Genomic DNA, 23,085 nt, shown 5'->3' on the forward strand with positions numbered 1-23,085 from the left:
TTTGTCCGCATGCATCGCCATGCATCGCGGCGCCGGATGAGAAACATGAACCTACTTTACAAACTGATGGCAGCGCTGGCGTTATGCCTGCAGGCGGCGCTGGCGCATGCCGCGATCGACGCCGCGCTGCTGGCGCCGCTGGCAGGCGATGATCCGGATGCCCGGATCGAAGCGGTCGGCCAGATTGCCGCGTTGGCCAGTGACGATGCATACAAGGTGCTGTCCGCCCTGAAGAACGACACCCTGTATGCAACGCCCGAAGGCCGCGTGCTGGTGGTCGATGGCGACAAGGCCTGGGATCCGGCAACCGGCGCCAGCGCGCCGGCGCCGGACGGCATCGACGGCATCACGGTGAACAACCGGCTGCGCGGCGCCGTCGAAGGCGCGATGGCTGGCCTCGCGCTGTTCTCGAAAGACCGCAACGAGCGCCTGGCCGCGGCCCGCGCGCTGCAAAAAGGCACGGACGCCGCCCAGGCGCCCCTGATCGTGAAAGCGCTGGCGCAGGAAACCGACCCCGAGATCAAGCCGCTGCTGGAAATGGCTGCCGCCATTGCCAACCTGCAGTCACCCGACCCGACGGTGCGCCGCGCCGCCGTCATCGCGCTGTCCGACACCAGCAATGCCAGCCTGCGTCCGGTATTGCGCCAGATGCTGGAGAAAGGCGCTGACAACAGCTACGGCGAGCCCGATGAAAGCGTCCGGATCGCCGCCGTGGGCACCCTGCAGAAGCTGGAACGGCGGCTGGCCTTCACCGAAGTCGTCGGCAACCTGTTCTACGGCATCTCGCTGGGCAGCGTGCTGCTGCTGGCCGCGCTGGGCCTGGCCATTACCTTCGGCCTGATGGGCATCATCAACATGGCCCACGGCGAGCTGCTGATGATCGGCGCCTACGCCACCTACGCCTGCCAGCTGTTCTTCCGCAAATATCTGCCCGGCGCGCTGGACGCCTACCTGCTGGTGGCGCTGCCGGTGGCCTTCCTCGCTTCTGCGCTGGTGGGCATCGTGCTGGAACGCACCGTGATCAGATGGCTCTACGGCCGGCCGCTGGAAACCCTGCTGGCCACCTGGGGCATCAGCCTGATCCTGATGCAGGCGGTGCGCAGCCTGTTCGGCGCGCAGAACGTGGAAGTCGCCAACCCGGCCTGGATGTCGGGCGGCATCACCGTGCTGGGATCGCTGGTGCTGTCGTGGAACCGCATCGTGATCATCTTCTTCTCGCTGGCCGTGGTCGCCGTGGTCTGGCTCATCCTGAACAAGACCCGGCTCGGCCTGTTCGTGCGCGCCGTCACCCAGAACCGCCGCATGGCCGACTGCACCGGCGTGTCCACCGGGCGGGTCGACATGATGACTTTCGGCCTGGGCTCCGGCATCGCGGGCCTGGGCGGCGTGGCGCTGTCGCAGCTGGGCAATGTCGGCCCCGACCTTGGCCAGAGCTATATCGTCGATTCCTTCATGGTGGTGGTGCTGGGCGGCGTCGGCCAGCTGGCCGGCACCGTGATCGCCGCCTTCGGCCTGGGCGAGATCAACAAGTTCCTGGAGCCGTTCTCGGGCGCGGTGCTGGCCAAGATCGCGATCCTGGTATTCATCATCATCTTCATCCAGAAACGTCCGCAGGGGCTGTTCGCACTGAAAGGCAGGAGCGTCGAATGAAGACCACCTTGTTTTCCCGGCCGGCATGGGCCGGTATCCTGGCCTGCGCGCTGCTGCTGGCGCTGCTGCCCGTGTTCAACCTGGCCTTCGAGCCAGGCCATCCGCTGCATGTGTCGAGCTACATGGTGGCCCTGGTCGGCAAGTTCATGTGCTACGCGATGGCGGCGCTGGCGCTCGACCTGGTGTGGGGCTATACCGGCATCCTGTCGCTCGGCCATGGCGTGTTCTTCGCGCTCGGTGGCTATGCCCACGGCATGTACCTGATGCGCGCCATCGGACGCGACGGCGTCTACCAGAGCAACCTGCCCGACTTCATGGTGTTCCTGGACTGGAAAACCTACCCCTGGTTCTGGTCGATGACGGACAGCTTCTGGTACAGCATGCTGCTGGTGGTGGCGGTGCCGGGCGTGCTGGCCTTCGTGTTCGGCTACTTTGCCTTTCGCTCGCGCATCAAGGGCGTCTACTTCTCCATCATCACCCAGGCCATGACCTTCGCCTTCATGCTGCTGTTCTTCCGCAACAACACCGGCTTCGGCGGCAACAACGGCTTCACCGACTTCAAGCGCATCCTGGGCCATGCGATCACCTCGCCCTCGACCAAGGCGACGCTCTACCTGATCACGCTGGGCATGCTGCTTGGCGCGCTGATCCTGTGCCGCTGGATCGTGCGCTCCAAGCTGGGCCGGGTGCTGCAGGCGGTGCGCGACTCGGAATCGCGCCTGATGTTCATCGGCTATAACCCGCTGTGGTTCAAGCTCTTCGTCTGGACCCTGTCGGCCGTGCTGTGCGGCATCGCCGGCGCGCTGTATGTGCCGCAGGTCGGCATCATCAACCCGTCCGAGATGTCGCCGGGGAATTCGATCGAGATGGTGATCTGGGCAGCCGTCGGCGGCCGCGGCACCCTGCTCGGCCCCATCATCGGCGCCTTCTCGGTCAATGGCCTGAAGAGCTGGTTCACCGGCGCCTTCCCCGACCTGTGGCTGTATGCGCTGGGGCTGCTGTTCATCCTGGTGACGCTGTTCATGCCGCAGGGCATATTGGGACTGGCCGGCAAGCTGCGCCGGCAAAAGGAGGCTGCATGAGCGAAGTACTCAAACCCGGCCACCAGTACCAGGCCGAGCCCGGCGACGCCGCCACCGCCTACGGCAAGGTCAAGGGCGAAGGCGTCGACACCAGCCATGGCGCCATCCTCTACCTGGAAGACATCACGGTCTCGTTCGACGGCTTCCGTGCCCTGAACAAGCTCAATCTCGACATCTCGGTGGGCGAGCTGCGCTGCATCATCGGACCGAACGGCGCCGGCAAGACCACGATGATGGATGTGATCACCGGCAAGACCCGGCCCACGTCCGGCAGCGCATGGTTCGGCCAGACCATCGACTTGACGCGCATGACCGAGTACGACATCGCGCATGCCGGCATCGGCCGCAAGTTCCAGCGGCCCACCGTGTTCGAGCAGCACAGCGTGTTCGAGAACCTGGAACTGGCAATGAAGATGAACAAGCGGGTCAGGCAGACCCTGTTCTCGCGCCTCAGCTCGGAACAGAAAGGCAAGATCGACGAGATCCTCAAGCTGATCCGCCTGTCCGGCCAGGAACATCGCCCTGCCGGCCTGCTGTCGCACGGCCAGAAGCAGTGGCTGGAAATCGGCATGCTGCTGATGCAGGAGCCGCAACTGCTGCTGCTCGACGAACCGGTGGCCGGCATGTCGGACGCCGAGACCGAGCGCACCGCCGAGCTGCTCAATGAATTGCGCGGCAAGCATTCCATCATGGTGGTCGAGCATGACATGGCCTTCGTCACCGAGATCGCGCAGCAGGGCCGGGTCACTGTGCTGCATGAAGGCTCGGTGCTGGCCCAGGGCACGATGCAGCAGGTGCAGTCGGACGAGCGGGTGATTGAAGTGTATTTGGGAAGATGACCATGAGCCTGCTCCAGGTTGAGAAGCTGAACCAGTACTACGGCGCCGCGCACACGCTGCGCGGCGTGTCAATGACGGTCGAAAAGGGCCAGTGCGTGGCGCTCTTGGGCCGCAATGGCGTCGGCAAGACCACGCTGCTGAAGTGCCTGATGGGCGTGCTGCCGGCGGCCAGCGGCAAGGTCGTCTTCAACGGCCGCGACATCACGCGCCTGAAGCCGCACGAGCGCGCCCGGCTCGGCATTGCCTACGTGCCGCAGGGCCGCGAGATCTTTGCCCGCCTGACGGTGGAGGAAAACCTGCTGATGGGCATGGCCACCCTGCCGGCGCGGCGTGCCGCCGCCATCAAGGGCGAGGTCTATGAACTGTTTCCGGTACTGAAGGACATGCTGGGCCGGCGCGGCGGCGACCTGTCCGGCGGCCAGCAGCAGCAGCTGGCGATTGCCCGTGCGCTCCTGGCCGAGCCGAAGCTGATCATCTTCGACGAGCCGACCGAAGGCATACAGCCTTCCATCATCAAGGACATCGAGCGGGTGATCCGCCTGCTGCGCGAGCGCGGCGACATGGGCATCCTGCTGTGCGAGCAGTACTTCGACTTCGCCCATGCGCTGGCCGACAAGTTCGTGGTGCTGTCGCGCGGCGAGGTGGTGGCGTCCGGCATGCAGGAACTGATGCAGGGAGAGGACGTGAAGCGTCACCTCGCGGTATAGTGCGGCCCATGAGATTGCTGGAGCCCCATCCGCCGACCGATGCCGCTGCAAGCCGCCAGCACTGGCATGCCAGCTTGTCACTCGGGTTCGCCAATGACCGCAACACCACCCGCCTGATCGAGCGCAGCCATGTCGGCCCGCTGCGGGTACAGAAGCCGCTGTATCCGGAGCAGCCGTCGGTCTGCCATGCGATCGTCGTGCATCCCCCGGGCGGCGTGGTCGGCGGCGACCAGCTGGCAATCAACTGCGCCGTCGGCGACAGTGCGCATGCCCTGGTCACCACGCCGGGCGCGGCCAAGTGGTACCGCGCCAATGGTCATGTATCGCGCCAGGACCTGACGCTCAGGGTCGGCGTTGGCGGTTCGCTGGAATGGCTGCCGCAGGAAACCATCTTCTACAACGGCGCCGACGTTGCGCTTGACACCGCCATCGAGATGGCGGCCGATGCCAGTTTCATCACCAGCGACATCCTCTGCTTTGGCCGCACCGCTTCCGGCGAATCCTTCGATCATGGCCGCGTGTCGCAGCGCCTGCAGGTGCGGCGCGGCGGCAAGCTGGTGTGGTTCGAACAGGGCGCGCTGGTCGGCGGCGACGATGGCTTTGCCGGACCGCTCGGTCTGCATGGCCGCACCGTCTGCGCCACCCTGCTGGCCGTGGGCCGCCCCGCTGGCGCAGGCTGCCTGCAAGCTTTGCGCGAGGAAGCGAGCGACCGCTTTGGCGTAACGCAAATAAAGTCAGTGCTGGTGGCGCGCTACATCGGCGACTCCAGCCAGGAAGCGCGCCGGCTGATGCACAGGGCCTGGGGCCTGTTGCGGCCGGCGCTGCTGGAACGCGCCCCCATCACGCCGAGGATATGGCAAACATGACCTCCATCACTCCAGGAACATCCAAGGAAACAAAATGGAACTGACCCCACGGGAAAAAGACAAGCTGCTGATCTTCACTGCGGCGCTGCTGGCGGAACGCCGCCGCGCACGCGGATTGAAGCTGAATTACCCGGAAGCCGTCGCGCTGATCACCGCCGCCATCATGGAAGGCGCACGCGACGGCCGCACCGTGGCCGAGCTGATGTCCGAGGGCACCAAGATACTGAGCCGCGACGACGTGATGGACGGCATACCGGAAATGATTCCCGACATCCAGGTTGAAGCCACCTTCCCCGACGGCACCAAGCTGGTGACCGTGCACCACCCGATTCCCTAGGAGAGCCCATGATTCCAGGCGAAATGCTGATCGAAGACGGCGAGATCGAACTCAATCCCGGCCGCGCCACTGCTACCGTCACCGTGGCGAACAGCGGCGACCGGCCGGTGCAGGTGGGCTCCCATTTTCACTTTTACGAGGTCAACCCGGCGCTGGTGTTTGACCGCGAGGCGGGCTATGGCATGCGGCTCAACATTGCGGCCGGCACCGCGGTGCGCTTCGAGCCGGGCCAGGAGCGCACGGTGGAACTGGTGGCACTTGCCGGCGACCGCATCGTCTACGGCTTCAATGGAAAAGTGATGGGGAAACTGAAATGACGAGAATCACGCGCGCGGCCTATGCGGAAATGTACGGCCCCACCACCGGCGACCGCATCCGCCTGGCCGACACCGGCCTTTTCATCGAGATCGAGAAGGACTACGCGCTGTACGGCGAAGAAGTCAAGTTCGGCGGCGGCAAGGTGATCCGCGACGGCATGGGGCAGTCGCAGCGCGGCCATGCCGAGGTGATGGACACCGTGATCACCAATGCCGTCATCCTCGACCACTGGGGCATCGTCAAGGCAGACATCGGGCTGAAGGAAGGCCGCATTGCCGCGATCGGCAAGGCGGGCAATCCGGACATCCAGCCGGGCGTGACCATGGCCATCGGCGGCGCCACCGAGATCATTGCCGGCGAAGGCATGATCGTCACCGCCGGCGGCATCGACAGCCACATCCATTTCATCTGCCCGCAGCAAATCGAGGAAGCGCTGATGTCGGGCGTGACCACCATGCTGGGCGGCGGCACCGGCCCGGCGGTCGGCACCGCCGCCACCACCTGTACGCCCGGTCCCTGGCACATCCACTCGATGCTGTCGGCCACCGATGCCTTCCCGATGAACATCGGCCTTCTGGGCAAGGGCAATGTCAGCCTGCCTGGCCCGCTGCGGGAACAGATCCAGGCCGGCGCCATCGGCCTGAAGCTGCACGAGGACTGGGGCAGCACGCCGGCCGCCATCGACAGCTGCCTGTCAGTGGCCGAGGAAATGGACATACAGGTCGCGCTGCATTCCGACACCCTCAATGAAGGCGGTTTTCTGGAACACACGCTGGCCGCCTTCAAGGACCGCACCATCCACACCTTCCACACCGAAGGCGCCGGCGGCGGCCATGCGCCGGACATCATCGCCGCGGTAGGCGAGTCCAATGTCCTGCCCTCGTCCACCAACCCGACCCGGCCTTATACGGTCAACACCCTGGACGAGCATCTGGACATGCTGATGGTCTGCCACCATCTCGACTCGGCCATCGCCGAGGACATCGCCTTTGCCGAGTCGCGCATCCGGCGCGAAACCATCGCCGCCGAAGACATCCTGCATGACATCGGCGCGATCTCGATGATGTCGTCCGATTCGCAGGCCATGGGCCGGGTTGGCGAAGTCATCATGCGGACATGGCAAACGGCCGACAAGATGAAGGCGCAGCGCGGCGCGCTGGCGGAAGACAGCAGCCGGCATGACAACTTCCGCTGCAGGCGCTACATCGCCAAGTACACCATCAACCCGGCCATCACGCATGGCATCTCGCATGTAGTGGGTTCGATCGAGGTCGGCAAGGTCGCCGACCTGGTGCTGTGGAAGCCAGCCTTCTTCGGCGTCAAGCCGTCAATGATCCTGAAAAGCGGCATGATCGCCGCGGCCCAGATGGGCGACCCGAACGCCTCGATTCCCACACCGCAACCCGTGCACTACCGCCACATGTTCGGCGCCTATGGCCGGGCGCTGAAGACGTCGCTGACCTTTGTCTCGCAGGCAGCTTTCGACGCCGGCATCGGGCAGACGCTGGGCTTGCAGAAGACCGTGGTAGCGGTGAAGAACATGCGCGGACTGCGCAAGCGCGACATGATTCATAACGGCGCGACGCCGCGGATGGAGGTGGATGCGGAAACGTATGAAGTCAGGGCGGATGGGGAGTTGCTGGTTTGCGAGCCGGCGAAGGTGCTGCCGATGGCGCAACGGTATTTCCTGTTCTAGGCGAATGATTGCCTGACTCTGGATTCATGGAGGGATTGCAGTTGCGGTTGAAGTACGCGTAGTCGGTGATTCGTAGAGTGCAATACCCCACAGGGGCATTGCAGCATCGGTCGATCAGGGAAGTCGGTCGACAATACCATCCCGGAATGCGACCCGTGGTGCAATGCCCTTCGGGGATTGCACCCTACGAAAGGGGGGCATTGCGGTTGACGTTGTCGTTGCCGTTGCTTTTGAAGTTGCAGTTGCTTTTGAAGTTGCAGTTGCTTTTGAAGTTGCAGTTGCTTTTGAAGTTGCAGTTGCAGTTGCAGTTGCAGTTGCAGTTGCAGTGAAACCCCGTTGAGCGCGCCGTGTCAGCGGTGCCCGGAGCGGGAAAAGGTGCGGCGTCTGTTTGAGTGGAGCGAAGCGGAGCGAGTTTAGCCGCGCCCCGCTCCGGGTACCGCTGACACGGGAACCCCGCGCAGCGGGGCGCGATCACCGGGTCGCCTTTTTTTGGTTACTTTTTTTGGCGAAGCAAAAAAAGTGACCCGGCCGCCGGGACGGATTCCCGGCTTGTCTCCACGACAGTGCAGCCGCCTTGCGTTATCAGGGCAAGAAGACTGCACTGTCGCCTTTGTCGTTGAGAAGTTAAAGGCTTCAACGTCAAAGGCGCTCCTTCGCTAAGGATCAACTCCGGTGACGCAATACGATTGCACTGCCGTCATGACCAGGCCGGGTGTTCGCCCCGGCGGGCGAGTCACTTTTTTTGCTTCGCCAAAAAAAGTAACCAAAAAAAGGCGACCCCGACTGTGCCGCCCCGCTGCGCGGGGTTCCCGCGCCGTCGATGCCCGGAGCGGGGCGCGGCTAAACTCGCTACGCTGCGCTCCACTCAGACAGACGCCGCACCTTTTCCCGCTCCGGCCATCGCCGACACGGCGGTACACAGACGGGGACCCTAACTGCAACAACAACGGCAACGGCAACGGCCACTTCAAAAGCAACGACAACTGTCGCTGCGCGTACGTCAAAAGCAACCGCAACCTCATTGCCTCAGATAGTTTCAGCAACCATGATTCCTGCAAAAGCCGCTTTCACCAGCTCGTCCATCATCCGGACATGCATCACCTTCCACACCGAACCTTGAACATTGCCATCCCATGCTAACCCTCCACACCCGCATCAACCAGGCCGACCAGATCGCTGGCGAACTCGTCCTTCCTTATGAACTGCGCGAGAAAAGCCGCCTGCGCGCAACCCTCGCCTCCGGCGAGGACGTCGCCGTCTTCACCGTGCGCGGCACCGTGCTGCGCGATGGCGACCTGCTGCGCGGCGATGACGGCCGTGTGGTGCGCATTGTCGCCGCCGCCGAAGCCACCTACCGCGTCACCTGCCCGACCCCGCGCGACCTACTGCGCTGCGCGTTCCACCTCGGCAACCGCCATACCCAGGCCCAGGTGGGCGATGGCTTCCTGCGCATACGCCAGGACAGCGTGTTGAAGGAAATGCTGGAAGGCCTTGGCGCCACCGTCACTGCGGAAGACGCGCCGTTCGAACCGGAATCCGGCGCCTACGGCGGCGGCCATGGCCACCACCATGGCGACGATGGCGGCCATCATCCGCTGGCCCCGATCCCGCTGCGCCAGCGCATCCATCGTCCTACCGACAAGGCCTGACGCAATGGATGCCAGCGCATTGCTGCACCTGCTGCAACTGGCCAGCCCATCGCTGCCGATCGGCGCCTACAGCTATTCGCAAGGGCTGGAGGCAGCGCTGGAAAGCGGCCAGGTCAGCAACGAGGCGAGCGCCAGGGATTGGATCGTCCAGGCCCTGCACCAGGTGATTGCGCGCTTCGAAGGTCCGGTGCTGTGGCGGCTGATGCAGGCGTTCGACGCCGCGGACGCGGACGCGGTCTCGGCATGGACCGAGCGCTTCCTGGCCGCCCGCGATACCGCCGAGTTCCGCGCAGAGACGGTGCAGATGGGCTATTCGCTGGGCAAGCTGGTGGCCGAACTGAAGCTGCCGCGGCCGGAGCTGCTGGCCTTGCTGCAAGCCCAGCCGGAAGTGCCATTGCCCACCGCAATGGCCTGTGCAGCGGTCGCGCTGGCCGTGCCGCCCGACGCGGCGCTGCTCGGCATGCTGTTCTCATGGGCCGAAAACCAGGTGCTGGTGTGCGTGAAATCGGTGCCGCTGGGCCAGGTCGCCGGCCAGCGCCTATTGCTGTCGCTTCGGCCCGAGATCGAGGCGGCCGCCGTCACCGCGCAGTCGCTTCGTGACGAAGAACTTTCCAACTGGGCGCCGGGACTGTCGCTGCTGTCGATGCGGCACGAGGTGCAGTACAGCCGCCTGTACCGTTCCTGAATCAACCCAATCAAACTGAATCCGAATCAACAGGAGCAAACAATGACTACCCCATCCAATCCCCTGCGCGTCGGCATCGGCGGCCCGGTCGGTTCCGGCAAGACGGCGCTGTGCGAAATGCTGTGCAAGCGCATGCGCGACCATTACGACATGGCCGTGATCACCAATGACATCTATACCAAGGAAGACATGGAGATCCTGATGCGGGCCGAGGCCCTGCCTGCCGAACGCCTGATGGGCGTGGAGACCGGCGGCTGCCCGCATACCGCGATCCGCGAGGATGCTTCGATCAACCTCGAAGCCATCGCCCGCATGAGCGCCGACTTCCCCGACCTCGACCTGATCCTGGTCGAGTCAGGCGGCGACAACCTGGCGGCCACCTTCAGTCCGGAACTGTCGGACCTGACCATCTACGTGATCGATGTCGCCGGCGGCGAAAAGATTCCGCGCAAGGGCGGTCCGGGCATTACCCGTTCCGATCTGCTGATCATCAACAAGACCGATCTCGCGCCGCATGTCGGCGCCAATCTCGACATCATGGCGCAGGATGCGAAACGCATGCGTGGCGAGCGGCCCTTCCTGTTCACCAATCTGCGCAGCGGCGACGGCGTCGAGGACGTGGTCGCCTTCATTCGCAGGCAGGGCCTGCTGGACGCCGCCCGGCCGGCCTGATCAGACCGGCTTGTACTCGGCCTGGAAACGGTCCAGGCCGGCCAGCAGCTGCTCATAGGCCTTGCCGACCTGGGCCGGGTCGCCCTTGACGCCGAGTTCGATATGGCGCCGGGTCTGGGCGTCGCCGACGCTTGGAAGGCTGAACACCTTGACCAGCGGATAGGCGGTCTCCACCGCTTCCATCAGCGGCGTCAGCGTCGATTCCATAGAATCGTAGACATACACCGACTTTTCCTGCCAGGCCACCTGGTGGAACAGGTGCGGATAGAGGGTGTCGAGCACCCACTCCATCATCGGATGCGCCATCACCGGAAAGCCCGGCACGAAATGATGTCCGCCGGCGCCGGCATTCCTTAATGAAAATCCTGGAATCTTGTTGTAAGGATTCGGGATGATGCTCGCCCCTTGCGGAAACTCGCCCATCTTCAGCCGATGCAGGTTTTCCGGCGCCTCCAGGCGTGGATCCTGCCCCGAGGCGGCGGCCATCTCGACGATGCGCTGCTCGATCAATGCCTTGGCTTCCGGATGCAGCACGACGGGCACGCCGAGCGCGGCGGCGGCGCACTGTCGGGTATGGTCGTCAGGCGTTGCGCCGATGCCGCCGAAGGAAAACACGATGTCGTCGCTGGCCAGGGTGCGCCTCAAGGTGGCGGTGATGCGCGCCGGATCGTCGCCCAGGTACTCGGCCCAGCCGAGCTGCATGCCGCGCGCCGACAGCAGTTCGATCGCCTTGGAAAAATGCTTGTCGACGCGTTTGCCCGAGAGGATTTCATCGCCGATGATGATCAGACCGATAGCCATGTGTTGTCCGTATGTCGTTTAGGTGAGAGGTTAAGGAAAATGCCGGAACTGCATTATGTCGCAGCCGGCAGCGTCGTGTCTGGCTGCACGGTGTCGCGGCGCAGCTGTTCCAGCGCCGCCAGCAGGTAATGCTGGAACCAGAGCCCGGAGAACACGAACACCAGCACATAGACCCAGATCGCCACCCCGGCCATCAGCGGCAGCAGCACAAGGAACAGCGCGCCGCCCAGCCAGAGCATGGTGGGCGCGGCGCCCATGGCGCCGACGGCAATGCCGATCGCCAGCAGCGGCCAGCGGTGCTGGCGCATCAGCAGGCGCCGTTCCTCGCCGCTGGCATGGTCGGCCAGCGCGTCGTAGGCCATCACCCGGTAGGTCAGCCATCCCCATAGCAGCGGCTGCACCAGCAGGGCCAATGGCGGCACCGCATTGAGCGGCAGCGTCAACAGCCACAGGCAGGCGAAGACGACGAAGCTGCCCAGCGAGACCGCCAGGCTGCCGATGACGGAGCCGCCATGGCGCCGTTCCAGCCCGGGATACCAGCGCGCCGATACATGCCTGGCGATCGCGGGCATCGCCACGCCGCCGACGAACAATAGCGCCGTCAGTATCATCAGCGGCAACAGCAGCCACATCGCAATCAGCGGCACCAGGAAGCTTCTGAGGGAGCTCAGGCCCATCCAGTCCAGGGCCGAGCGCATTGCCTGGTACCAGCCGCTGTCGGCGAAGTAGGCGCCCAGCCAGTCCATCATCGGCTGCAGGCCCAGCCATAGAGCCAGCCCCCACAGCAACAGGGAAAGCACGAAGGGCAGCACGGTCAGCAGCAGCATGCGCAGGTGCAGTTGCGACAGCACCGCACGGCCAAAGGTCTTGACGACAAGATGCATGGGCGCGGCTCACAGTTCAGCGGAATGGGATCAACATTCTAACCGCCATGGCAATGATGTTGCGCGGAACGATTCCGTGCCAGCGCTGTCTGATCCGCTTATCCCCATTGCCGTCCTGCTCCTCTTCCGCCTGGCCAGCCTGCATGCCTTATTCACAACGCCTCCTGGAATTTCTCGTCGCTCTCCTGCGCCGTCGCACGCGGCTCTTCACCATACTGGCCCTTTGCGTGCCGCTTGGCTTTGCCGGTTGCGGCCAGCTGGTGCAGAAGGAGCGCGAGCTGCTGTTTCGGGTTGTGCCGGGCACTGCCAGCTGGTATGGCGGCATGCCGGAGGGCGTGGTGGAAATGAACCTGCCGGTGGCAACCGGCGAAAGCCGCGATGGCAACGAGCATATCAATGCCTGGTGGTGGCCGGCAGCCAACCCCAGCGCGCCGGCGGTGCTTTACCTGCATGGGGCGCGCTGGAACCTGACCGGCCAGCTGTTTCGCATTGAACAGCTGCATGATTTCGGCTTTTCCGTGCTTGCCATCGATTACCGCGGCTTTGGCAAGAGCAGCGGCGAGTTGCCATCGGAAGAAACGGTATATGAAGACGCCCGGCTCGCATGGCAGCACCTGAAGGCATTGCAGCCAGACCCGAGGAAGCGGCTGATCTATGGTCATTCGCTGGGTGGCGCGATCGCCATCGATCTTGCATCGCAGCCGGGCCAGCAGCAGCAGGCGCGCGGCCTGATCGTCGAATCCACATTCACCACGCTGGCCGACATCGCGAAATCGCTCAGCTATCCCTGGCTGCCGCTGCAGCTGCTGCTGTCGCAAAAATTCGATGCGGTCGACAAGATAGCCCAGGTCGGCATGCCGGTGCTGATCGTCCACGGCACCAGCGACCGCTATGTGCCGTCCCATTTCAGCGAGAAGCTGTATGCAGCGGCGCCGCAACGCAAGAAGCTGCTGCTGGTGGAAGGCGGCACCCACAACAACAGCATGCGCATCGGCGAGTCTGCCTACCGGCGCGCCTTCCGGGAGTTGTTTGGCCTGAACCCGGCGCCGGCATAGGGCAATGCGCAGGCAGGCTGGCCTTGATGCGTCGTCGTGCCTGCCAAGTGTTTCGGCCCCGCCCGCTTCCCGGCCCTGCTACAATCCGGCACCCCCTTTTATCCCTGACAGCAAAGGTATATCCATGTCCACAGTCATGACAGCTTCCGGGCTGCAATATGAAGATGTCCAGGTCGGCACCGGCGAAGAAGCCACCGCGGGCCAGTACGTTACCGTTCACTACACTGGCTGGCTGCAGAATGCAGACGGCAGCGCCGGCAAGAAATTCGACTCGAGCAAGGATCGCAATGATCCCTTCCAGTTTCCGCTGGGCGCGGGCAACGTAATCAAGGGCTGGGACCAGGGCGTGCAGGGCATGAAGGTTGGCGGCGTGCGCAAGCTGATCATCCCGGCGTCGCTTGGTTACGGCGCCCGTGGCGCCGGCGGCGTGATTCCGCCGAATGCAACCCTGATCTTCGAAGTCGAGCTGCTGGGGGTCTGATGTCCCGCCTTGTCGCTCTCGTGGCTTATGCGCTGGTGCTTTCCGGTTGCAGCGTGATATCGACCACGGCATCGGTCGGCGCTGCCGCGGTGTCGGTTGCCGGCACCGCGGTCAACGTCGGCATTGGTGTAGGCAGCGCGGCAGTAAGCGCGGTCGGTGCGGTGGCAGGCGCCGCCTTCTAATCATCTGACCCGCCTCATCACGGCGCCGGCTGCCTATGCGCAGCCGGCGCCTTTGTCATTTCAGGCGCCGAAAACCTTCTGCATCTTGCGCGCCAGCTTTTCCTGCACCATGGGCGCGAAGGCTTTCATCATCAGTCCCAGCGTGATGTCGAGACGGGCATCCTTGTCGTTCACCACCAGGGTGCCGTCGACGCCGCTGCGTTCGAAACGCAGCACCGGTCCGTCCCACCGGCATTCCATGCCAAAGTCGGCCGCCACCTTGTCGGCCACTTCCTGCGCCGCGGCGCGGGCTTGTTCTGGTTGCATGTTGTGGGCCTGGACGATGCTGATATCCGCCATGGTCATTTTCCTTTCGTGGCTTCGGGATTCAATAGATTGGGTGGCACGGCGCCGGTAAGCGCCGCGATCAGATTGTCAGCGGCGCAGTTGGCCATGGCCAGCCGGGTCGCCACCGATGCGCTGGCGATATGCGGCGTGAGCACCACGTTGGCCAGTGTCAGGAAATCCGGGTTGAGTGCCGGCTCGTTTTCATACACATCCAGGCCGGCTGCGGCAATCCGGCGCTCGCGCAGCGCGCGGATCAGCGCGGCATCGTCGACGATGCCGCCGCGCGCAATGTTGACCAGCACAGCCGTCGGCTTCATGAGCGCGATTTCCGCTTCGCCGATGGTGTGATGCAGCGCCGGGCTGTAAGGCAGCACCAGCACCACATGGTCGGCCTTGCGCAGCAATTCCTCGCGGCTGACATAACGGGCATGGTTGGCCTGCGCCTCCAGTTCCGGCGCAAGACGCGAGCGGTTGTGGTAGATCACCTGCATGCCGAAGCCGGTCGAGCGGCGTGCAATCGCCTGCCCGATCCGGCCCATGCCGATGATGCCCAGGGTGGCGCCATGCAGATCGGCGCCGACGAAGCTGTCGTAGCGCCATTTCTGCCATTTGCCGTCGCGCAGCCATTGCTCGGCTTCGGTAATGCGGCGGGCGGCGGCCATCAGCAGCGCCCAGCCGAAATCGGCCGTGGTTTCATTGAGCACGTCGGGCGTGTTGGTCACGGCCACGCCGGCGCGGCTGGCGGCATCGACGTCGATATTGTTATAGCCGACCGCCATGTTGCAGACCGCCTTCAGGCCCGGGCAGGATGCCAGCAGCGCCTGGTCGACCCTTTCGCTCAGCGTGGAGAACATGCCGTCCTTGCCCTGCAGCCGGGACGCCAGTTCTTCGGCGGTGTAGACCTTGTCTTCCTGGTTGTCCTCCACATCGAAATGCTGGCGCAGCCGTTGGATCACCTCGGGGAAGACAGCGCGTGCGACGAGTATGCTGGGTTTCATGGTGCCTTATCCGCGAAAGAAAATGAATGTCATCAGGATGAACAGCGGGATCAGGATCGCGCACGACCATCCCATGTAGCCGAAGAAGGATGGCATCCTGATGCCACGCTCCTCGGCGATGGCCTTGACCATCATGTTCGGCGCATTGCCGATATAGCTGTTGGCGCCCATGAATACGGCGCCGCAGGAAATCGCCGCCAGCGTCGAGGCAAAAGTGGTCATCAGCTGCTGCGGGTCGCCGCCGGCGGTGTTGAAGAACACCAGATAGGTAGGCGCATTGTCGAGGAAGGAGGACAGCAGCCCGGTGGCCCAGAAATACATGCTGTCGATCGGCTGCCCGGAAGGACCGGTCACGGCCCGCACCACGGCGCCGAACGCGCCCGCCTCGCCGGCGCGCAGCATCGCGATGACCGGAATGATGGTGATGAAGATGCCCGCAAAGAGCTTGCCCACTTCCAGTATCGGTCCCCAGGAAAATTCATTGCCGGCACGGGCGGCCGCCGGCGTGACCGCCAGGGAAACCAGAATCACCATTACCAGCGCGACGTCACGCATCAGGTCTTGCAGCGCGACCGGCGTTCCCATGACGTGGAACTCGATGCCGGGCTTCCAGAAGCCGCTCATCAGCACCAGGGCCACCACCACGGCGAGCAGAATGAAATTGACCTTACCCTCGAACCAGATGCCGCTATCGGGCGTCGGGTCGACTGGCAGGACTTCCTCGCGCCTATGGAAGTAATAGCTGTCGAGCAGATAAAAGATCACCAAGAGCGCCACGCACAGGAAAGCGGTCTCGGGAAAGATGTTCCTGACCGTCCAGAAAAAGTCCACGCCCTTCAAAAAGCCGAGAAACAGCGGCGGGTCGCCCAGTGGCGTGAGCGAGCCGCCGGCGTTGGCAACCAGGAAAATGAAGAAGACCACGATATGCGCCGCATGTTTGCGGTTGTCGTTGGCGCGTATCAGCGGCCGTATCATCAGCATGGCCGCGCCGGTGGTTCCCATGAAGCTGGCCAGCACGGTGCCGATCGCCAGTATCGCGGTGTTGAGCCGCGGCGTGCCGTGCAGGTTGCCGCGCACGCAGATGCCCCCGGCCACCACGAACAGCGCAGTGATCAGGATGATGAAGGGAATGAATTCAGCCAGGAAGGCATGCACAGCGCCCGCTGCCGCAACGGACGGGCCCAGCAAGACTGCGCAGGGCAACAGGAATGCCAGCGACCATGCGGCAGCGAGCTTGCCGAAATGGTGATGCCAGAACTGCGGCGCCAGCAAGGGACACAGCGCGATCGACAGCAGCAGGCCGGCGAAGGGAATGCCCCACCATCCCGACAGGCCGGCGCCGTTCAGGTCCGCCGCTGACGCAACGGCCGGCGCCAGCAGCATCAGAAGAACCACGCTGACGCTTGTTTTGTTCTGCATTTATTCTCCCCGTCTTTTAAAAAGCGCGGCCATTCTAGCTTGGAAACCCTGATGCACGACAAGCAATGGCACAAGCCTAATGGCGCCTCGGCTGCCGCTCGCCAAACCGGACGGTATTTGCTTATGCCAATTCCGTATAACCGCGGTTTGTGAGAAAGCCTGATTTGTCTTAAAATACAAGGCTTTCCCAAGGGTTATGCCTTGTTTCGCCGCCGATTTAAGCGTTATTCGCCTCGGAGCCGTTGCATAGACCCGGCACTTCCGCTTTTTTACAGATAGGACTGTTATGACCCACGTTGTGACCGAATCCTGCATCCGCTGCCGTTATACGGACTGCGTTGATGTATGCCCGGTAGATTGCTTCCGCGAAGGCCCGAATTTCCTCGCGATCGACCCGGATGAATGCATTGACTGCGCTGTGTGCGTCGCCGAATGCCCGGTCAATGCGATCTATGCCGAGGAAGACGTCCCGGCGGACCAGCAGCAATTCATCAAGCTTAATGTCGACCTGGCGCGCAAGTGGCCCTCCATCACCAAGACCAAGCCCGCGCTGCCGGAAGCCGAAGAATTCAAGGACGTCGCCGACAAGCTGAAGTATCTGGAGCACTGAGGCCGGCAAGGCCTGCGTCACGCGCTCGATTGCGCCACGCGATGTCCGTCGTCCGCCGGCCTGGCCGGTGCGTCTGCTACCGCGGCGCAATCCGCCTTCCGCCTTCCGCCTTACTAGCCTATTCACAAGAAACAGGAATCTGACAGTCGTATGGAAAACACCGCTGACTCATCCACCTCCAGCCAGAATGCCGCGCAGGCCGTGCCGCGCGAGCCGATCGAAGCCGATGCCGTCATCATCGGCGCCGGCCCGGTCGGGCTGTTCCAGGTGTTCGAACTTGGCCTGCTCGAAATCAAGGCGCATGTAATCGATTCGCTCACCGCGGTGGGCGGACAGTGCGTGGAACTGTATCCCGACAAGCCCATCTATGACATCCCGGCAGTGCCCGTCTGCACCGGGCAGGAACTGACCGACAACCTGCTCAAGCAGATCGAGCCGTTCGAGCCGACCTTCCACCTGGGCCAGGAGGTCACCGTCGTAGAGCGGCGTGACGACCACCGCTTCAATGTCGAGACCACCGCCGGCACCCGCTTCATCACCAAGACGATCTTCATCGCTGCCGGCGTGGGCTCTTTCCAGCCGCGCACGCTGAAGGTGGAAGGCATCGAGCAATTCGACAATTCCCAGCTGTTCTACCGCGTCCGCGACCCGGCCAAGTTTGAAGGCAAGAACCTGGTGATCTGCGGCGGCGGCGATTCCGCGCTGGACTGGGCGCTCAACCTGGCCGGCAAGGCCGAGTCGGTCGTGCTGCTGCACCGTCGCGATGAATTCCGCGCCGCGCCGGCGTCGGTCGCGAAGATGAAGGAAATGTGCGACAACTATGAGATGCAGTTGCTCATAGGCCAGGTCACCGGCTATGAAACCGAAGGCGACAAGCTGGCCGGCGTCAAGGTCACCGGCGCCGACGGCGTCACGCGCCGCCTGCCGCTGGACCACTTGCTGGTGTTCTTCGGCCTGTCGCCGAAACTTGGCCCCATCGCGGAATGGGGTCTGGACATCGAGCGCAAGCAACTGAAGGTTGGCACCGAGCGGTTTGAAACCAATGTGCCAGGCATCTTCGCGGTGGGCGACATCAATACCTATCCAGGAAAGAAGAAGCTGATCCTGTCCGGCTTCCATGAAGCGGCCCTGGCTGCATTCGCTGCTGCGCCCTACATCTTCCCGGAAAAGAAAATCCACATGCAGTACACGACGACGTCGCCGAAACTGCACAAGATTCTGGGTGTGGAAACGCCGGTATTCGACTGACCAGCCTCCTAGCCAGCACGCCGCTTCACCTTGAACACCCCACGCATTGCGTGGGGTGTTCCTTTTTTACGACGGCAAACGATGGCATTTTGTAATGCATCAACAAACGACAAGTGCTTGGATTTATCTTATCTCTAGTCGTTAAACGCACTGCATGGTGTCGAATATTTGCGAACGGACGTGCGCCAACGAACCTAAGGATGCCAGTTAAATTGATTACGATGCACTCAGGATAGTGAATCCTAAACGTAACTGGTGCATTGGTTACAAATTGCCAATGCAATGCAGCCAATTACCACCATATTAGAGGCAGGCGAAATATATTACATACGAGCCGGGTTATTGGTTATGATGCGCCTAGGAAATAGACGAGGAAATGTCGTCTTGTAGCGCTGGAAAGGGACACCATGCTTTATCAATTCCATGAAATAAATCGCACTCTGCTCAATCCGCTGGTTCAGTGGGCTGAAGCTTCCTCCAAGCTGTTCAGCAATCCGGTGTCGCCACTCGCGCATACGCCGTTCTCGCAGCGCATCGCAGCCGGCTACGAATTGATGTACCGGCTTGGCAAGGATTATGAGAAGCCGCCCTTCGACATTGCCACCACGGTAGTGGACGGCAAGGAAGTGCCGATCGTGGAACTGGTCGCGGTCAACAAGCCGTTTTGCCGACTGCTGCATTTCAAGAAGGATTTCCCGGCCGGTAGCGCCGTCGATCAGCCGACGGTATTGCTGGTCGCGCCTCTCTCCGGCCATCACTCCACGCTGCTGCGCGAGACCGTGCGCGAGCTGGTGAAGCAGCATGATGTCTACATCACCGACTGGACCGATGCGCGCATGGTGCCGGTATCGGAAGGCCCGTTCCACCTGCATGACTATATCTACTACGTGCAGGACTTCATCCGCACGCTGGGACCGGACGTCCATGTGATCTCGGTCTGCCAGCCGACGGTGCCGGTCCTGGCCGCGATTTCCCTGATGGCCACGGCCAAGGACCCCAGCCTGCCCAAGACCATGACCATGATGGGCGGCCCGATTGACCCGCGCCGCTCGCCGACCGAGGTCAACGATCTGGCAACCGAAAAGCCGTTTTCCTGGTTCGAGAACAATGTGATCTATTCGGTGCCGCCTACCTACCCGGCGTTCGGCCGCAAGGTCTACCCCGGCTTTCTGCAGCATGCCGGCTTCGTTGCAATGAACCCGCAGCGTCATGCGCAGAGCCACTGGGACTTCTACATGCATCTGCGTGCCGGCGACCATGATTCGGCCGAAGAGCACCGCAAGTTCTATGATGAATACAACGCTGTGCTCGACATGCCGGCCGAGTATTACCTCGAAACCATCAAGACGGTTTTCCAGGAACACTGCCTGCCGCGCGGCGTCTGGGAAGTAGAAGGCAAGCTGGTTCGTCCTCAGGACATCGAGTCGGTTGCGCTGTTCACGATCGAAGGCGAGCTCGACGATATTTCCGGCTCGGGCCAGACCGAAGCGGCGCATGACCTTTGCAGCAGCATTCCAGGTGAGAAGAAGCAGCATTTCGTGGCCCCGAAGTGCGGTCATTACGGCATTTTCTCGGGCCGGCGCTGGCGCGAGATGGTTGCCCCTAAAATCGCTGACTTCATCCGCGCTCACGCCTGAACAAGGCTTGCCCTCCAAGGCCGCCCGCTCCAAGCCGGGCGGCTTTTTCATTTGTGGCAGCCGATGTTGTCCGGGATAATGACGGGATGCCCGAAACACACATCATGAATTTCCCAGCAAGCATGCTAGCGGATCAGCTTGAAGACTTGCTGCCGCAAACCCAGTGCACAAAGTGCGGCTATCCCGATTGCCGCGCCTATGCGGTTGCCATAGCCGATGGCGAAGCGCTCTACAACCAGTGCCCGCCGGGTGGCGCACAAGGCGTGGCGCGCCTGGCCAGGCTGCTGGGCAAGCCTGTCATCCCGCTGAACCCGGCCAATGGCAACGAGCGTCCTCGCCCGGTCGCCGTGATCGATGAATCCCTGTGCATAGGCTGCACCCTGTGCATACAGGCCTGCCCGGTCGACGCCATTGTCGGCGCTGCCAAGCAGATGCACACCGTGCTGCCACAGCTCTGCACCGGCTGCGACCTGTGCGTGCCGCCCTGCCCGGTGGACTGCATTGCCATGGTCGAGGTAACGCCCGGACGCACCGGCTGGGATGCCTGGTCGCAGCAGGACGCCGACGCGGCGCGGGCGCGGCATCTGGCGCGCGGCAAGCGGCTGCAACGGGAACGCGAGGAAAACGATGCGCGGCTTGCCGCGAAGGCTGCCGCCAAGCTGCGCGAAGTGGAAGCGCAATCCGCCGCCACGCCGGATGAACAGGCCGAGCAGCAACGAAAGAAAGCCATCATCGCAGCGGCCATCGAGCGGGCCCGCATCAAGAAGGAAGAGATGGCCGCCCGGAGCAAGGCATGAACAACCTGAAGCGCCATGAGATTTTCAGCCGCTTCCAGCGCGCAAACCCGCATCCCACGACCGAACTGGAGTACACCACGCCGTTTGAATTGCTGATTGCGGTGATTCTGTCGGCGCAGGCGACCGATGTATCGGTCAACAAGGCGATGCGCAAGCTGTTTCCCGTTGCGAATACGCCGGCGCAGATTCATGCGCTGGGCGTGGATGGCCTGATCCCTTACATACAAACCATCGGCCTGTACCGCACCAAGGCGAAGAACGTGATCGAGACCTGCCGCATGCTGGTCGAACTCCACGGCGGCGAGGTGCCGCGCAATCGCGAAGCGCTGGAAGCATTGCCGGGCGTAGGCCGCAAGACCGCGAACGTCATCCTCAATACGGCCTTCGGCGAGATTGCAATCGCGGTGGATACCCATATATTCCGGGTATCCAACCGCACAGGCATCGCTCCCGGCAAGAATGTGGACGAGGTCGAGAAGAAACTGATGAAGTTCGTGCCGCCCGAATTCCGGATGGACGCGCATCACTGGCTGATCCTCCACGGCCGATACACCTGCATGGCGCGCAACCCGCAATGCTGGAACTGCATGATCGCCGACCTGTGCGAGTACAAGATGAAGACACCGCGCCCCGACAAGGCTGTCTGATTCGCGCTGACCTTCAACCGCTGACCACTACAGGCAAACCCATGTTCAACCCTTCGCAGCACGATGTCCGCCGATTCTTTTGCGAGGCTTACCGCAAGGACGGCGCCAGGGAAATCCTTACGCCACTGGAGGCGGTTGCCCGCGACTGGATCATCCAGCATCCGGAATACGCCGGCGATCTGGGCGACCTGGAACAGGCGCTGGCCTCGGACTACGGCGTCGAGCGCGGACAGGCCAATCCTTTCCTGCACCTGTCCATGCATCTTTCGATTGCGGAGCAGATTTCCATCGACCAGCCGCCGGGCATCCGGGAAGCGGCGCGTGCGCTCACCCAACGGCTAGGCTCGGAACATGAGGCGCATCATGAAATCATGGAGTGCCTCGGGCAGATGATCTGGAGTTCCCAGCGCAGCGGCTTGCCGCCGGATGGCGCTGCCTACCTGGAATGCGTAAGACAGCGCGCCGGACGATAGCGCATCGCGCTGCTTTTCAAAACGCGCCGACGACGCAACATCAATAAAAAGGCCACCTCCCGGTGGCCTTGCTTCATGCGCGATGCGGACAGGGCTTATTTGCGCAATACCAGCGAGCCCGGCAGGCTGTTGAGGTACGCGGCGATATTGGTGATGTCCTGACGCGACAATGGCTTGGCCTGGGCCGCCATGATCGCATTGCCGCGGCCGTTGGCGCCATCGGCGCCGCGCTGATAAGCCACCAGCGCATGTTCGAGGTAATCGCGATGCTGGCCGGCCAGCTTGGGATAACCGGGGTCGATCGGCGTGTTGTAGTCCTTGCCGTGGCATGAGGCGCAGTTGTACTTCTCGGTGGCTGCCTTGCCGGCGGAGATGTCGCCGCCTGCATGCGCCGACAGCGACAGCGCGGACAATGCGATGAAGGCGGATATGGCGAATGATTTCATCGTGGCTCCCTTATTTCTGCTGCGCGTAATAGGCAGCGACGTCGGCGATGTCCTGGTCCGACAGGCTGGCGGCGATGCCGCGCATGGTGGGATGCTTGCGCTCGCCTTTCTTGTACGCGTTAAGCGCATTCTCGATGTACTTGGCCGACTGGCCGCCCAGCATGGGCACCTGGTACACCTCGGGGAACGATGCCTTGTAGCCTGGAATGCCGTGGCAACCGATACAGTTTGCAACCTTGTTTTCTGCCGTTGTCGTACTGCCTTTCGCGTCCGCGGCTGCGGCGATCTGGGCAATACCCGCAAGCGCGAGAAATGCTAGTAGTTTTTTCATGGTAGCTGGGTAGTTAACGCGAAACTGGCCGGCGCTGGAGAAAATATCCTTGCTTCGACGCACCGAGATGGATAACAAAATGTTGCCTGTCATGCCAAAACCGCTCGATTCTACCCGAAGAGTTTGGCAGCGTCCACGCTGTATCCACATGGTGCGCCGCAGGAAAAAGCCATGATGCGATGAGGCGCAAACCGGCTGGCGGCACACGTCCGTCGCCTGCTGTCATGGCCATGCGCCGGCGATGTAAC

Annotated in this window: 28 protein-coding genes; 21 read left to right on the top strand and 7 right to left on the bottom strand. The window is 62.9% G+C overall.

Going from position 1 to position 23,085, the window contains the following annotated elements:
- Positions 1–45 precede the first annotated feature (45 nt).
- The 12 genes from urtB (at position 46) to ureG (ending at position 10,501) form a co-directional block, all read left to right on the top strand.
- Positions 46–1,650, top strand: coding sequence for an urea ABC transporter permease subunit UrtB (gene urtB, locus IGW04_RS01780; RefSeq protein WP_194711286.1), 1,605 nt, complete (start codon positions 46–48; stop codon positions 1,648–1,650).
- Positions 1,647–2,732, top strand: coding sequence for an urea ABC transporter permease subunit UrtC (gene urtC / locus IGW04_RS01785; RefSeq protein WP_194711287.1), 1,086 nt, complete (start codon positions 1,647–1,649; stop codon positions 2,730–2,732). Before urtB ends, urtC begins: the two co-directional genes overlap by 4 nt.
- The gene (urtD, locus tag IGW04_RS01790; RefSeq protein WP_194711288.1) at positions 2,729–3,571 is read left to right on the top strand and encodes an urea ABC transporter ATP-binding protein UrtD; all 843 of its coding nucleotides are present in this window, start codon (positions 2,729–2,731) and stop codon (positions 3,569–3,571) included. The genes urtC and urtD overlap by 4 nt, the downstream gene beginning before the upstream one ends.
- 8 nt (positions 3,572–3,579) lie before the next feature.
- Positions 3,580–4,278, top strand: a complete 699-nt coding sequence (gene urtE, locus IGW04_RS01795) for an urea ABC transporter ATP-binding subunit UrtE (RefSeq protein ID WP_194711397.1) — start codon at positions 3,580–3,582, stop codon at positions 4,276–4,278.
- An 8-nt stretch (positions 4,279–4,286) separates the two neighbouring features.
- Positions 4,287–5,144 carry an urease accessory protein UreD gene (locus IGW04_RS01800; RefSeq protein WP_194711289.1) on the top strand — a complete coding sequence of 286 codons (858 nt, stop codon included), beginning with the start codon at positions 4,287–4,289 and terminating at the stop codon, positions 5,142–5,144.
- Between the two features lie 34 nt (positions 5,145–5,178).
- Positions 5,179–5,481, top strand: coding sequence for an urease subunit gamma (locus IGW04_RS01805; RefSeq protein ID WP_194711290.1), 303 nt, complete (start codon positions 5,179–5,181; stop codon positions 5,479–5,481).
- Positions 5,482–5,489: 8 nt separating this feature from the next.
- On the top strand, positions 5,490–5,798 hold the full coding sequence (locus IGW04_RS01810) for an urease subunit beta (RefSeq protein ID WP_194711291.1): 309 nt from the start codon (positions 5,490–5,492) through the stop codon (positions 5,796–5,798).
- The gene (gene ureC, locus IGW04_RS01815) at positions 5,795–7,495 is read left to right on the top strand and encodes an urease subunit alpha (protein ID WP_194711292.1); all 1,701 of its coding nucleotides are present in this window, start codon (positions 5,795–5,797) and stop codon (positions 7,493–7,495) included. Before IGW04_RS01810 ends, ureC begins: the two co-directional genes overlap by 4 nt.
- Before the next feature lie 163 nt (positions 7,496–7,658).
- Positions 7,659–7,835, top strand: coding sequence for a hypothetical protein (locus IGW04_RS01820; RefSeq protein ID WP_194711293.1), 177 nt, complete (start codon positions 7,659–7,661; stop codon positions 7,833–7,835).
- Between the two features lie 793 nt (positions 7,836–8,628).
- A complete protein-coding gene (gene ureE, locus IGW04_RS01825; protein ID WP_194711294.1) occupies positions 8,629–9,144 on the top strand; it encodes an urease accessory protein UreE in 516 nt (171 codons plus the stop codon).
- A 4-nt stretch (positions 9,145–9,148) separates the two neighbouring features.
- Positions 9,149–9,829 carry an urease accessory protein UreF gene (locus IGW04_RS01830; protein ID WP_194711295.1) on the top strand — a complete coding sequence of 227 codons (681 nt, stop codon included), beginning with the start codon at positions 9,149–9,151 and terminating at the stop codon, positions 9,827–9,829.
- 42 nt (positions 9,830–9,871) lie between these two features.
- Positions 9,872–10,501 (top strand): urease accessory protein UreG, encoded by a 630-nt coding sequence (gene ureG, locus IGW04_RS01835; protein WP_194711296.1) that lies wholly within the window; start codon positions 9,872–9,874, stop codon positions 10,499–10,501.
- Here ureG and IGW04_RS01840 read toward each other — a convergent pair whose 3' ends face one another.
- Positions 10,502–11,302 carry a competence/damage-inducible protein A gene (locus tag IGW04_RS01840; protein WP_194711297.1) on the bottom strand — a complete coding sequence of 267 codons (801 nt, stop codon included), beginning with the start codon at positions 11,300–11,302 and terminating at the stop codon, positions 10,502–10,504.
- Positions 11,303–11,355: 53 nt separating this feature from the next.
- The gene (locus tag IGW04_RS01845) at positions 11,356–12,186 is read right to left on the bottom strand and encodes an EI24 domain-containing protein (RefSeq protein ID WP_194711298.1); all 831 of its coding nucleotides are present in this window, start codon (positions 12,184–12,186) and stop codon (positions 11,356–11,358) included.
- A 143-nt stretch (positions 12,187–12,329) separates the two neighbouring features.
- Between IGW04_RS01845 and IGW04_RS01850 the strand changes: the two genes are divergently transcribed.
- The 3 genes from IGW04_RS01850 to IGW04_RS01860 all read left to right on the top strand — a co-directional run bounded on the left by IGW04_RS01850 (position 12,330) and on the right by IGW04_RS01860 (position 13,904).
- A complete protein-coding gene (locus tag IGW04_RS01850) occupies positions 12,330–13,241 on the top strand; it encodes an alpha/beta hydrolase (protein WP_194711299.1) in 912 nt (303 codons plus the stop codon).
- 124 nt (positions 13,242–13,365) lie between these two features.
- A complete protein-coding gene (locus tag IGW04_RS01855; protein WP_194711300.1) occupies positions 13,366–13,722 on the top strand; it encodes an FKBP-type peptidyl-prolyl cis-trans isomerase in 357 nt (118 codons plus the stop codon).
- Positions 13,722–13,904, top strand: coding sequence for a hypothetical protein (locus IGW04_RS01860; RefSeq protein ID WP_228526744.1), 183 nt, complete (start codon positions 13,722–13,724; stop codon positions 13,902–13,904). The genes IGW04_RS01855 and IGW04_RS01860 overlap by 1 nt, the downstream gene beginning before the upstream one ends.
- 60 nt (positions 13,905–13,964) lie before the next feature.
- Here the strand turns inward: IGW04_RS01860 and IGW04_RS01865 are convergent, their stop codons facing one another.
- Genes IGW04_RS01865 through IGW04_RS01875 form a run of 3 tightly spaced genes read right to left on the bottom strand, consistent with a single transcriptional unit; the run spans position 13,965 to position 16,648 of the window.
- A complete protein-coding gene (locus IGW04_RS01865) occupies positions 13,965–14,243 on the bottom strand; it encodes a polyhydroxyalkanoic acid system family protein (RefSeq protein WP_194711301.1) in 279 nt (92 codons plus the stop codon).
- A gap of 2 nt (positions 14,244–14,245) precedes the next feature.
- Positions 14,246–15,229, bottom strand: a complete 984-nt coding sequence (locus tag IGW04_RS01870; protein WP_194711302.1) for a 2-hydroxyacid dehydrogenase — start codon at positions 15,227–15,229, stop codon at positions 14,246–14,248.
- Between the two features lie 6 nt (positions 15,230–15,235).
- On the bottom strand, positions 15,236–16,648 hold the full coding sequence (locus IGW04_RS01875; protein ID WP_194711303.1) for a sodium:proton antiporter: 1,413 nt from the start codon (positions 16,646–16,648) through the stop codon (positions 15,236–15,238).
- Between the two features lie 286 nt (positions 16,649–16,934).
- Between IGW04_RS01875 and fdxA the strand changes: the two genes are divergently transcribed.
- The 6 genes from fdxA to IGW04_RS01905 all read left to right on the top strand — a co-directional run bounded on the left by fdxA (position 16,935) and on the right by IGW04_RS01905 (position 22,060).
- Positions 16,935–17,258, top strand: a complete 324-nt coding sequence (fdxA, locus tag IGW04_RS01880) for a ferredoxin FdxA (RefSeq protein WP_194711304.1) — start codon at positions 16,935–16,937, stop codon at positions 17,256–17,258.
- Between the two features lie 150 nt (positions 17,259–17,408).
- Entirely contained in the window at positions 17,409–18,506 is a 1,098-nt protein-coding gene (locus IGW04_RS01885) for an NAD(P)/FAD-dependent oxidoreductase (RefSeq protein ID WP_194711305.1), read from the top strand.
- 407 nt (positions 18,507–18,913) lie between these two features.
- Positions 18,914–20,143, top strand: a complete 1,230-nt coding sequence (locus IGW04_RS01890; RefSeq protein WP_194711306.1) for a polyhydroxyalkanoate depolymerase — start codon at positions 18,914–18,916, stop codon at positions 20,141–20,143.
- A gap of 104 nt (positions 20,144–20,247) precedes the next feature.
- Positions 20,248–20,940: an electron transport complex subunit RsxB gene (rsxB, locus tag IGW04_RS01895; protein WP_194711307.1), complete on the top strand. Its 693-nt coding sequence runs from the start codon at positions 20,248–20,250 to the stop codon at positions 20,938–20,940.
- A complete protein-coding gene (gene nth, locus IGW04_RS01900) occupies positions 20,937–21,587 on the top strand; it encodes an endonuclease III (protein WP_194711308.1) in 651 nt (216 codons plus the stop codon). Before rsxB ends, nth begins: the two co-directional genes overlap by 4 nt.
- Before the next feature lie 41 nt (positions 21,588–21,628).
- A complete protein-coding gene (locus IGW04_RS01905) occupies positions 21,629–22,060 on the top strand; it encodes a DUF1841 family protein (RefSeq protein WP_194711309.1) in 432 nt (143 codons plus the stop codon).
- Positions 22,061–22,155: 95 nt separating this feature from the next.
- Here IGW04_RS01905 and IGW04_RS01910 read toward each other — a convergent pair whose 3' ends face one another.
- Positions 22,156–22,506: a c-type cytochrome gene (locus tag IGW04_RS01910; protein ID WP_194711310.1), complete on the bottom strand. Its 351-nt coding sequence runs from the start codon at positions 22,504–22,506 to the stop codon at positions 22,156–22,158.
- A 10-nt stretch (positions 22,507–22,516) separates the two neighbouring features.
- Positions 22,517–22,837, bottom strand: coding sequence for a c-type cytochrome (locus IGW04_RS01915; RefSeq protein WP_194711399.1), 321 nt, complete (start codon positions 22,835–22,837; stop codon positions 22,517–22,519).
- Positions 22,838–23,085 lie beyond the last annotated feature (248 nt).

The sequence above is a fragment of the Noviherbaspirillum soli genome (assembly GCF_015352955.1).
Taxonomy (GTDB): Bacteria; Pseudomonadota; Gammaproteobacteria; order Burkholderiales; family Burkholderiaceae_D; genus Noviherbaspirillum_A; species Noviherbaspirillum_A soli.